Raw genomic sequence first — 12347 nt, forward strand, 5'->3', positions numbered from 1 at the left:
TGGCTTATATGCCAGCGAAACGCATCGGCTTTATTATTTTTGAAGCAGGTGCCTTCCCAAATACGCCACGGTGGCTTCGTTAACCCGTAGCCGATTCGAAAACTGCATCCAATGGTGCGTATCTCCCGGAATGACCAGATAGTCGTAGGGTTTTCCCAACTCGTCAAAACGCCGGACCAGATCGGCGCTGTGATAAAATCCCACGTTACGGTCATCGTCCGAATGAATGAACAAGACAGGGGAGGTCCATTGATCCAAATCTGCCATGGGAGAGGATTCCCAGGCGATTTGCTTGGCTTCTGCATAGTCCGGTGCCACTTCAACGCCCTCGGGCAGCTCGTACCGATGATCCATGTCGTGCACGCCACTGATGTCAACGCCTACCTTGAACAGATCGGAGTCCCGGGCCAATGCCATGGCCGTCAAGTAACCCCCATAAGATCCTCCATAAATGCCGATGCGCTCCGCATCCACCTGCTCCATGCCGGCCAGGAATTCCCCAGCAGCCTTGATGTCCTGGTATTCGGCTGCCCCCTGGTAATAGGTGCCGGCAGGCCGATGAAAATCGTACCCATAGCCTATTCCCAGCCGGTAATTCACCGACAAGACCACAAAGCCCATTTCGGCCAGCTTTTGATTGATAGCGTAGGTATTGGAATAATAATCCATGTAACTCCAGCCCAATAGCATCTGCCGCTGCGGTCCGCCGTGAACAAAGACTACGGCTGCCTTTTTCGCCGGACCGCCAGCCGGTTCAAACAATTGCCCGTACACCCGGGTACCGTCGGCGGCGATAAACGACACGTGCCTGGGAGCTACCAACGCTTCCGTAGGAAAATCGGCTGGAATGAGATTTTCACCCAACAAACGGACCTCCCCCTCCCGTAAAACGGCCGGAAGCAAGGGACGCTTCGGCGTAGCTGAGAAAAAGGCGATTTCGTCTTCGCGACCGGTAAAGATCGGATAAGCTTCAATCCCCTCTCCGGAGCTTTTCCAGGTAAATGTTCCGCTCGTCAAATCAACCGTAGCCACATGGCGCCTATCCAGGTCATCCGGCAGGTCGCCCCCATTGGCGGCAAAAACCAGGCTTTTTCCATCGGGATGCAGGCTGAGCTGCTCCACCATAAACTCTCCCGGACTGAGTAGGGTCGCTTCCTGGCTCCGCAGATCGAGCGAATACAGGTGCGGCCATCCGTCTTCGTAAGAAAGGTATACCAATTGCTCCCGCATCGGCCAATGCAGGTTAAATCCACCGTGCGTGGTGGGCACCGAGCCAGCCAGGGTTTCCGGAGCCTTCCACTGTCGGACCGCTTTCCCGGACCGCACATCGGCTGTCCAAATCTCCCAGGGCACGTGACGCTTTTCCAACAGCGGCAAGGCCGCTCCCGAACCCCCCAGGGTCCGTACAAAAGCGATGGACTGTCCATCCGGTGACCATCGGGGCGACTGATCGCGTTGAAAGGAGGGGGCAAGCCAATTCACCGGGGTGGATTCGTCCCGGTACACCCCGATCAGGGCATGCGTCCCCCGATTGGCCACAAAAGCCAATTGACTGCCATCTGGAGAGAAACGGAGCTCACCGAGCCGACCTCTGTTCTGAATAATGGCCTTTGCCGGCTCCTCGCTAGCCAGGTCCTTGAGCCAGATTTCGCCGTTTTTGATAAAAGCCAAATTATGTCCGCTGCCCCATACGGGATAATCCCCGCTGGTCAAGGGACTGGCTTCCCCGGATGCAAGGGATATCGTCCAAATATCCACGCTACTCATTTTCGGCATGTTTTGGGTGTTTACCGGTCGCGAAGCATTGCCTCCACCGTGGTCTCCACCCCGTACAAACACCAGGTACCCCCCATCTTTGCTGAACTGCAAACTGCTGATTTCCTGGCCATCGTCTTCCTGAAAGTGAGTCAACCTTCGGACGGCATAATCGGGCGCTTCGGCAAGGTATACGTTTCGTTTGCCTTGCTCGTCCATGGCCCAGGCAATGTGGCCGCTGGCAGCATGAGCGGTGAGTTCGGAAGGAAAGGAAAACCGGGAAACAGAAAGCGTACTAAAACCCTGAGCAAACGATAAACAGGGTGGTAACAGCGCAACAAGGACCAGTAATAATCCGAAAAGTGCTTTGAAAAGGGGCATACAGGGGTCGGGGTCAATAATTCGCGTGGATAAAATAAAGTACCTTCTGAAGTTCGGTCTTCTGAACACTGGAACTCCCGGTATAATTGTTAAAAAACGTGCTGAAGAGCAGGGTTTTACCGCTTTTGGTAAACAGGTATCCACTCAACGCCGCGCTCATGCTCAGCGTGCCGGTTTTTGCATAAATATAAGGGGGGTCTCCCGGGTCTGCGGGATACCAGTTTCGGATTGTCCCGGACTCACCTCCGGCGGGAAAATACGCCTTGATCTTTTCCATGGGTACCTCCTGTTGGATTTTGTCGAGCAATTTGATGACCGATCGTGGGGTAAACATGTTTTGTGGAGACAATCCCGATCCATCCACCCACTGCGGTTCGTCCGGAAGGTCTTTCAACAAACTGTCGGTGGCATAGGTGATGGCTGCGGCCATATCCAGGGAGTCAAAGAGCGCGTCTGCCACCAGTACCATGAGTTGTTCTGCCAGAAAATTATCACTGATTTTCATCATCTGAGCGTAGATGGAATCCGCTTGTGCCGTTTGCAGCGTTTGATGGGGCGTGCTGGTATACCCCAGATCTTCGATCAGGTTAATTTTCCGGCCAACGGCTTCCTGAAGCAAATTTTTGCTCAGGTTGGGAGAGGTAATGAAGGGTTTGTCGGTTTCAAAAGCCAGTTCCCCCGCCTCCGGATTCAATGCATAATAAAATAAGTTTCGTTCGAAGTCCCTGCGAATGCTATACCTGTCTGGCATTTCACCCAGCTGCTTACTCATGGGTAAAAAGGTACTCTTAGGATAGACGGTGGCGATGGGCGAAGCGGCGACTTTGGAATACCGGATTACATTCCCGTAGATAGGCATGGCCGATCGCTCGGCAGCGAAGTAGTAGGGGTACCAATTCCAGGTCCACCCGCGACCGTACCGGGGTACCTGCGCAAAATTATCTACCAGGTACAGTTCTTCCGGCCGTTCTTTCAAAAATCGGATGACGGTGCTATCCTGAAAATCCGGATGCAACAGGGATGGATCCCCTGTTCCCCAAAACACCAGGGAATCTCCTTTTTCCAGGTAGTTCAGTCCATTTACCCGATCGTCCCCCAATACTTTGTAGCTGGTATAAAAGGTAAAAATCTTGGTATTGGAAGCGGGAATAAAATACTTTTTCTCGTTCAGACTGACCAGCGTCTTTTCCTTAACCGGGTCATACAACATGAATCCCATGTGTCCTCTTTCAAAGACCTCGGAATCGTAGACGGATTTTTTAACTTTTTGTACCGTGCAGGAACTGATTAGGAGGAGTAATAGCCAGTAAATGTGCTTCATGGGTTAAATTTAACCCTGCCTTGCCAATAAAAAATAAAAAGCTAAAAAAAATATCGAGGAATTGGCCGTTTTTTGGGAAAAAAAAGGCGAATTTTGAGTCTCATCCATTATTTTAAACCGATTGCACTTCTTGATCCCGGCAAGCCTACGGAGGGAAATGGCAGCCCTATCCCGGCAGAAGTGGCGAGCAGACCCTGGCCAGGCCAGCTGGCCTTGATCCTGCGGTAAAACCTCTTCAGTAAACGGATGTGCCCGGGCATGAAAAAGCCGTTTGATCATTGCTTTCAATCGGATAAAATGATTACTTTTCCTTCAACAATTGCAGACAATGCCTGACCAACTGAAACGACACCGGCCCGAACCGGACATGGGGGAGGCAAGGCACCCGATTGGCTGCACGGATAGCCCTTAAATTTACCAAATCGGTCTGGGGAAGGGGTCTCCTGAGCTTCCGGGTGCGACAAATTATGACCTATAACAACCAAACAGCGAATCGATGAAAAAATATAGTGGCTTTTTCGGCTGCCTTTTTCTCGCACTTTCCGGTACCCTTTTTGGCCAAGTAAATGACGCCGACTGGCCTGCCTACGGAGGTGATCCGAGCGGTATGCGGCATGCTGCGCTTTCCCAAATTACCCCGGAAAATCTCCATCGGTTGAAGGTGGCCTGGACCTACCGTACCGGGGAATTGGCATACTACCAGCAAAACAACGCCGCAGAAAAAGCCGCATTCGAAGCCACGCCTTTGATGGTGGAAGGCGTTTTGTACCTAAGTACTCCCAGCAATCGGGTCATTGCCCTGGATCCAGCAACCGGTGCCGAGAAATGGACTTTTGACCCAAAAGTTAACCTGAAAGAGGATTATTCCGAAATCACCTCCCGGGGCGTATCTACCTGGCCGGGACCGGATGAGGTGGGCAAGGATAGGGAACGCCGAATTTTCCTGGCAACCATTGACGGTCGTCTGATTGCACTTTCTGCCGCAACCGGAAAACCTATTCCCGAATTCGGAAGGAAAGGAACCATTGACTTGCGCAGGGGAATCGGCCCCATCAGCGTCACCTCCCCTCCGGCGATCATTGGAAATACGGTTATCACCGGCTCTTCTATGGGCGATAACCAACGGCTGGATTACGAGCGCGGAGTAGTTAGGGCCTTTGATGTGTTGACGGGAAAATTAAAGTGGCGTTGGGATCCCATACCCCGCAAGGCCGACGATCCGGCCAGGGCTACCTGGAAGGGGAAAAAAGCAGCGCAGACCGGTGCCGCCAATGCCTGGTCCATCCTTTCAGTGGATCCCGAACGGAACCTGGTATTTATCCCCACCACGAGTCCCAGTCCGGATTATTATGGGGGAGAACGCGTCGGTAGAAACGAGTACGCCAATTCAATAGTTGCTCTCCGGGCCAGCACCGGTAAGCTGGTCTGGCATTTCCAGACCGTTCACCACGATCTCTGGGATTATGACAACGCCGCCCAGCCGGCATTGATTTCGGTAGAGCGGGATGGTGGGGAGGTTCCGGCAGTGGCAGTGGGAACGAAGATGGGGCATATTTTCCTCCTGCACCGGGAGACTGGAAAACCATTATTTCCGGTCGAGGAGCGACCTGTTCCTCAAAGCAAGGTTCCCGGAGAGCAAGCCTATCCCACTCAGCCCTTTCCGGTGTTGCCCCTACCGGTAGGGCCACAGCAGGTCCGTATTGAGGATGCCTGGGGGTTAACGGAAGCCGACAGGGAAGTTGCCGAAGAGCGAATCGCCTCCTTGGTCAATGAGGGTCCGTTTACCCCTCCCAGCCTGCAAGGCACCATGGTAACCCCCTCCAATGCCGGTGGCGTGCATTGGGGAGGAGTTTCCTACGATCCAGGCCGAAATCTCCTGATTACCAATATCAACCGACTGGTAGCCGTCATCCGGCTGATCCCCCGCGAAAAACTTAAGGAAGAGGAAGGAAAAAACGAGGCCCTACTGCGGGCAGAAACCGGACTTCAGGAGGGAACCCCCTATGTCTTGAAAAGGGATTACTTGTTTACGAGAAGCCAGGAGGGATTGCGCATGCAGACAAAACCGCCCTGGGGAACCCTACTGGCCATTGACATGAATTCCGGGGAACGCAAATGGGAAGTGCCGCTGGGTTTTATGTACGATCCCCAAACCTACCCCGACGCGGTCAATTGGGGCTCCATCAATTTTGGGGGTGCCTTGACCACGGCCAGCGGACTGACGTTTGTAGCCGCATCCTTAGATGGTTTTTTCCGGGCCTTTGCTACCGAAACCGGTGAACTACTCTGGCAAAGCCAGCTTCCTGCAGGTGGCCAATCCACCCCTATGTCCTATCAATTGAACGGGAAACAATACCTGGTGATTTCAGCGGGTGGGCATGGCAAGTTGGGTACACCACTAGGCGATTACGTCGTAGCCTATGCCTTGGATTGAATGGGGTATGGCCCGCTTTTTTCCCCGTTCTCTTCCACACCGCTTCTTCCTGCATCCGAAAAACGACCAGGTTTCCGATTCAATGGGCATTGCTTCAACCGGAAAAACCTGCAACCGTAAAAATAGATTGAGGTGTACCAGGATTCATCGGGATTGAAAACTCATCGGCTTTGTTAAGCCCGAAATAGCCAATAAGCCTATCTACCCCAAGGCGCACAGGTAGTAGGAACTGAAACTACTTCAAAATCAGTCGCTACGCTGCGGTTTTCGATTTCACCGTAGCAGTGCAATGCCTCAATCTCCAAACAGCCTGATTTTCTTGCCGTTTCAATTCTCATGACGATTAGTTATGCAAAATCCGGACTAAAGGGAAGGTGCGGTTCTTTCCAGGGGTTCATAGAACGCAACGATCAGTAGGAGTCGCAAAAAAAGTAAGGGCGAAGTTTCTAACTTCGCCCTGGGAAAAAGATGCATTTAATTTTTACTTACTGGTCCCACCAGATTCGGTCCAATAGGGTCACGGTAGGCACATTTTGGCCATTTCTGCTGACTTCGTTGTCCGGGTAGGCGAGCCTGCGGATAAACTGCCCGTTCAGATCGGCATTTAGATTTGCTGGTACGGTCATGTCCTTGTAGCCGTAATCGAATCTCCTGGCATCGTTCCAAGTTTCTGGATGCAAGAATAAGGCTACCCATTTTTCCTTTAGAATGGTATCCAAGGTCAGGGCTTGTGCACCCACGGCCACGCTGGGGTCGGACAAATAGGCATCCTTCTCCGCCTGAGGCACCTCCAGCATGTCCATATGCGCTTCGATTCCGGCCAAATAAGCCGCATAAGCCCTGCCTGGATCCGTGGATAACGCGGCTTCCGCTTCGATAAACTTTTGCTCTGCATAGGTTGCGATCAAAAGCGGCGACAATTCGGAAGTATAAAACTGCCCGGGAACCAGGGTGGATCGGGCACCTTGCTCCGGCGCATCTCCCCGGCCCTCACCGTTGGGTACACCCACAAATTCACCCTCATCCGTGGTACCAATCATTAGACCAAGCCGTGGGTCTACTGTAGGATACGACGTGCCATCCAACGCTTCGATAAACTGGGTGGAAATCCATCCGCCCAATAACAGGTTTGCGTTGTTAATGGCAACCTGGGCCCAGGGATTGAAGCGCTGCTCGAAAAAGGTTACGGAGGCATCGTCTTCATTCCCGGAAAATCCATTTTCCAGTGCAGCGAGCAATTCGCTTTCGTTGTAACTACCGGTGCCTTTCGTGTGTAGCATAAACCTTGCTTTAAGAACGTTGGCAAACTTGCCCCACTTTTCCACGTCTCCCTGGAAGATAAAATCATCTGCTCCCATGGAAATGGTGGTGCTACCTGCGAGGTTCTGTATGCCGCTATCCAGCAAACGCATAATTTCTGCATACAACTGCTCGTCATCGTCGTACGTCGGGGTCACCGAACTGAAATCAAAGCCTTCGGAATAGGGCACATCACCAAAGATGTCAACCGTCATACCCAGGTTCAGTGCCATCAAGACCTGCCCGGCACCCAGGTAATGACCTGCGTCGGATTCCTCGGCCTTGCTGATCAGGTCGGTCAAATCGGTCATCACGTTGTAGAGATTAAACCAGGTACCACTAAAGTTCAGGGGATCCATGACATCGGAGGCACTTGCGGGATTGGGAGAGGCCAGGTATTGCACGTAATTGGAGGTAGTGCTGCCGACCCGTTGCACGTTCAGGGCCGTTTCGTAGGTAGCGTTGGTCATCAGCCCCGTGATGGGAGCATCTTCCGGATTATTCGGATTTTCATTAACGTCCAGAAACTCTTCGCAGGACGAAATTCCTACCAAAAGTAACAGACCAAGTAGTCGGATATGTATCGATTTCATAATGGCTGAAAATTAAAGTCCAAGGTTGAGATTAAAGAATACACTCTGTACTCCGGGGAAGCCAAGGCCAGTAAATCCCACGGCATTTCCTCCGGCTCCAGCTGAAAAGGATTCCGGATCAAAGCCATCCCAAGGCGTGTACAGGATAATGTTATTGGCTGCTACGGATACCCTTGCGGATCGAAACGGCGTGCTTTCCAAAATCCCCGGGCTCAGGTTGTAGCCCAAGGTGAGATTTCGCAACTTAATGAAACTGGCATCGGTCACAAAGTTCTCACTGGTGGTACGGTAGTGATTCCGCCAATAGCCGGCGCCGTAGTTCACGCCGTCCGGACCGACACCCTGACCCAGCCATACTTCCTGTGTATTGGGCGAACCGTCGGCAAGTACTCCCTCAAACACCCGGAAATCCTCCCGGGCCTCGGTAAACTCATTTTTGCCAAAGGCAGAGAGGAAATTTGCAAACTGGTTGTATTGCTCTACACCGGTTCGAAAGTCTACCAAAAAGGATAACTCAAATCCCTTGTAGGTAAAATCGTTGCGGATCCCCCCGATCCATTTTGGTACGGCATTTCCAAGCACCAATTGGGTTCCGGTTCTTACGGGGAAGCCGTTTGCACCAATGATTACCGGCAGGCTACGATCCAGAAACAAGTTGTCCGGATCGGCACCAAGCCGCTGGTAAGAACTGCCGAAAATATTTCCATAGGCCTCTCCCTCTATCAATTTCATGGTAACCGTGGACCCCACGTAGCCAAATTGACTGCCTACCACGATCTCGTCAATTCCTTCCCGAATAGACTTGATCTCGTTATTGTTTATGGAGAGGTTGGCATTGATGGACCAGGAAAAATCCTGCGTCTGAACCGGCGTGCCGCCTAAAATAAATTCAAAGCCGCTGTTTTCGATTTCTCCTGCATTCGTGATGTAGGAAGAAAATCCGGTTGCGTCAGAGATCGGTACCGGGATGATCTGATCCTGGGCGTTCGACTTGTAGTAGGTCACGTCAAAGTTGGCCCGATTGTCCCAAAAGGCCGTCTGCAAGCCAAACTCGAGCGAAGTCGTTAACTCCGGCCGCAGGTTCGGATCGCCAAAGACAGAGTTCCGGGTGAACCCTACCTGTCCGTTCAACGGGAAAATGGACGGAGAGGCATACGTAGCTCCCAGGATGTGGGGATTGGTGTCTTTTCCCACTTGCGCCCAGGAAGCGCGCAATTTACCGAAGGTAACCCAGGAAGGAAGGCTCAGGTTTTCGCTAAACACGTAGCCCAGGTTTACCGAAGGGTAAAAAAAGGAATTGTTGTCCTTCGGCAGCGTGGAGGAGATATCGTTTCTTCCGGTAAGATTCAGAAACAGAAAGTTTTTGTAATCCACCATCAGGTCGCCATAAAAACCTACCAGCCTTCTGAGACTTTTGCCCTGACTGGCGAATATCTGCGTGGTATTATTCAAATTGTAAAACTCAGGGATGACAAAATTCTCTCCCCTTGCTGTAATGCGATCAAACCGGCGCTCAAAGATATCGTTACCGAGCCGAAGGCTGGTGTTCCAGTCGGAGTTGAATTGCTTTTTCAGCGTTATGTAGAAGTTTGAAGTAAGGTCCCGGCTATTGATACGGGTCTCTTCCAACAAACCAGTGGAGCTCAATGCCCTTTCCCCATCGATTCCCTTGGGACCTGGCGTAATCTCGGTTCGCGTATCGCTGTAAAAATCATTCCCAAGTCGGTAAGAGAAGGACAACCAATCTGTCGGGTTATAATTCAGGTTGATGTTCCCAATGATGCGGTTGACATCGTCTTCATACGTCGCAAAGCGGGCATCGTAAATGGGATTGGTATTGCCATAGGTACGCATGGTGCCGTCTTCGTTGATGTAGTCTCGGACATCCGTCGTTTCGGACCAGTACATCATGCGTTCCATAAAGCGGTCGTGTGGCACGCGGTTTCCTCCGGTATTGGAGAAGTTGATCGAACCGGAGAAGTCAAATTTTTCGTTGGCCTTTACCGAACCGGAAAGCTTGGCGGTGGTCCGGTCCCAGGTAGAGAACGGGATGATTCCCTCCTGGGTCAGGTTGCCGATTGATCCGTAGAAAGTTGCTTTTTCGTTTCCGCCAGAAATGCTGACGCTATTGTCCACTTGTACCCCCGTGTTGAAGGCCCGGTTCCAGTTGTCCTGGTAGCGATGGTCGGGTACGGTTTGCTGCACTTGACTGATGGGGGCTCCCCAGGAAGGCCAGAAGCTGTTGGGCTGATATTGTCCGCTGAATCCTTGCCCGTATTCGTCCTGTAGCCGGGGCAGTCGGTTTAGTTCCTCGATACCTACGGATCCGCTATAATTGACACGAATCTGCCCCTCTTTTCCTTTTTTGGTAGTGATGATTACCGCCCCGTTTGCAGCTCTCACGCCGTATAGCGCCGTGGCGGCGGCTCCTTTAAGCACCGACATGGATTCGATATCGTTGGGATTTACATCGGCCATTCGGTTGGATAGCCCCCGGGGAGTTCCACTGGATTCGATGGTGGAATTGTCCACCGGAACCCCGTCTACCACAAAGAGCGGCTGGTTGTCTGCTCCGGGATCCAGGGAGTTGATTCCCCGAATGATGATCCGGGCCGATTGACCCGGTGCGCCTCCCGAATTGGTAACCTGTACCCCGGCTACCTGCCCTTGAAGGGCATTGACCAGGTTAGGCTGCTTCATTTTGGTGATGGCTTCTGCATCAATGCTCTGCGCTGAGTAGCCTAGTGATTTCTTTTCCTGGGAAATACCGAAGGCCGTCACGATAAACTCGTCCAGATCTCCGGCTTCCGGACTTAGGGCGATGTTCACGGTTTGGCGATTTGCCACTTGCTCCGATCGGGTAGCAAACCCAATGAAGGAAAAAAGCAACACCGCGTTCGGACCGGGTACGTCCAGGGAGTAGTTTCCTTCCAGGTCGGAGACCGTGCCGGTGCTGGTTCCTTCTATGACGATGCTCACACCCGGGAGAACTTCCCCATCTTCGGTGGAGGTAATGGTGCCGCTAACCGTCCGCTGCTGCGCCAGCAACACGGACCCCTGCAAAAGGAAGCAGGTTAGTAACACGAAATACAGGGTAAATCTTCTTTTCATACGTTTGCGTTTAAAATAGTTCAACTTGATTTAATAGGTGTTTATTCGATCTAAAGTCCATTTGGGTTACTTAGCCGTGCAAAATTGAACCCAAGATCGCGAGAATTTAAACCCTCCTGTGTCGATTTGGTTCACTTAGTGCCTGGAAAACAAGTTTAAGGTAGGTATAAAAACCAGTAAAACGAATAAATACGGTACTTATTTCTCCAATAGTTCAGAGAAAAGTTCAATTTTTGGCTTGCTTAATTCAAAATGATTCCGGCGAATTCTAAATTTAAACCGTATGTTTAGAAAGTTAAAGCCAAAAATACCGATGGAAAAAAACAGGAAAATCAGCAGCAACAGTAGTCTGGAAATCCTACTACGAGAGGATCTGGACGCCATTCGTCTCAACCTGGTCCATTTAGCCCGCAAGGCGGCAGACCACGCCTATGCACCCTATTCCAATTTTCGCGTAGGCGCGGCTGTGGTCCTGGAGGACGGGCAGACCTTTTGGGCCAACAACCAGGAAAACATTTGCTTTCCGGTCGGTGTTTGCGCGGAAAGAATTCTGCTCGGGTACACCCATGCTAACTTCCCACACCTCAAACCAGAGATTTTGGTGATCGCCGCCCTAAAGTCGGACAATACCGGACTGGCTACGGTAACTCCCTGCGGCCTTTGCCGGCAAAGTATCAGTGAATTCGAAATGAAGTTCAAGGCGCCCATTGAAATCCTGATGTGCCGGCCGGACGAAACCTTGCTCCGGGCCGAGGGAATCGATCAGCTGTTGCCGTATAAATTTGAAGACCTGAATCGGTGATGATATCCCATTCCCTTTCGTTTACCCATCGCCACCTGTATTACCTGAGTCAGCCGCTTACAGGAAAAGAAACCAGCCTTTGGATCGTTTTTCACGGATACGGTCAACTGGCCAATTTTTTCCTGCGAAAGTTCGCGCATTTTGTTTCCGAGGACCGGCTGATTGTTGCTCCCGAGGGACTCAATAGGCAGTACCTAAATGGCTTTTCCGGTCGGGTGGGAGCCAATTGGATGACCAAGCACGAGCGCTCCGCGGCCATCGAGAATACCAACAATTACCTCAATTCCATGCTGAGCGAGCTACTTCCACAGCTCCCACACCTTCAGGTGGTACATAGCCTGGGCTTTTCGCAAGGTGCTGCCACCATGAGCCGCTGGCTCTGTCAGACGGAGGTCTCCCTGGACAAGGTGATCTTCTGGGGAGGCACGCCAGCCTATGATCTGGAACCCGGCGTACTTCGCAAACGGTTTAGGAATAGCCGGGTCCTCGTTGCGCTGGGAGAATCCGATCCATTTCTTCAGACCGAACAATTCCAGGAAGCCCAGGCCCGGCTGCTGGAGGCGGCAATTCCGGATATACGTACGTTTCACTACCCTGGCGGACACGAATTGGAACCCGCATTGCTCAAACAACTATTTTTGATGTAATTTT

Annotated in this window: 7 protein-coding genes; 3 read left to right on the forward strand and 4 right to left on the reverse strand. The window is 51.8% G+C overall.

The features are described 5' to 3' along the window. Positions 1 to 33: 33 nt before the first annotated feature. Positions 34 to 2136, reverse strand: coding sequence for a S9 family peptidase (locus tag BMW71_RS05495; protein WP_092170669.1), 2103 nt, complete (start codon positions 2134 to 2136; stop codon positions 34 to 36). A 13-nt stretch (positions 2137 to 2149) separates the two neighbouring features. Continuing rightward, on the reverse strand, positions 2150 to 3457 hold the full coding sequence (locus BMW71_RS05500; RefSeq protein WP_092170671.1) for a D-alanyl-D-alanine carboxypeptidase: 1308 nt from the start codon (positions 3455 to 3457) through the stop codon (positions 2150 to 2152). A gap of 496 nt (positions 3458 to 3953) precedes the next feature. On the opposite strand from BMW71_RS05500, the gene BMW71_RS05510 reads away from it, so the two are divergent. Beyond that, positions 3954 to 5891, forward strand: a complete 1938-nt coding sequence (locus tag BMW71_RS05510) for a pyrroloquinoline quinone-dependent dehydrogenase (protein WP_092170677.1) — start codon at positions 3954 to 3956, stop codon at positions 5889 to 5891. A 485-nt stretch (positions 5892 to 6376) separates the two neighbouring features. Here the strand turns inward: BMW71_RS05510 and BMW71_RS05515 are convergent, their stop codons facing one another. Together BMW71_RS05515 and BMW71_RS05520 are read right to left on the reverse strand one after the other, a co-directional pair. Then, on the reverse strand, positions 6377 to 7783 hold the full coding sequence (locus tag BMW71_RS05515; RefSeq protein ID WP_092170679.1) for a SusD/RagB family nutrient-binding outer membrane lipoprotein: 1407 nt from the start codon (positions 7781 to 7783) through the stop codon (positions 6377 to 6379). A gap of 12 nt (positions 7784 to 7795) precedes the next feature. After that, positions 7796 to 10894 carry a SusC/RagA family TonB-linked outer membrane protein gene (locus tag BMW71_RS05520; RefSeq protein ID WP_092170682.1) on the reverse strand — a complete coding sequence of 1033 codons (3099 nt, stop codon included), beginning with the start codon at positions 10892 to 10894 and terminating at the stop codon, positions 7796 to 7798. Positions 10895 to 11177: 283 nt separating this feature from the next. Between BMW71_RS05520 and BMW71_RS05525 the strand changes: the two genes are divergently transcribed. Both BMW71_RS05525 and BMW71_RS05530 read left to right on the forward strand, forming a co-directional pair. Beyond that, the gene (locus tag BMW71_RS05525) at positions 11178 to 11696 is read left to right on the forward strand and encodes a cytidine deaminase (protein WP_244891092.1); all 519 of its coding nucleotides are present in this window, start codon (positions 11178 to 11180) and stop codon (positions 11694 to 11696) included. Further along, positions 11696 to 12343 (forward strand): alpha/beta hydrolase, encoded by a 648-nt coding sequence (locus BMW71_RS05530; RefSeq protein ID WP_092170685.1) that lies wholly within the window; start codon positions 11696 to 11698, stop codon positions 12341 to 12343. Before BMW71_RS05525 ends, BMW71_RS05530 begins: the two co-directional genes overlap by 1 nt. The last annotated feature ends 4 nt before the right edge of the window (positions 12344 to 12347 follow it).

The organism is Cyclobacterium xiamenense (assembly GCF_900109255.1).
GTDB lineage: Bacteria > Bacteroidota > Bacteroidia > Cytophagales > Cyclobacteriaceae > Cyclobacterium > Cyclobacterium xiamenense.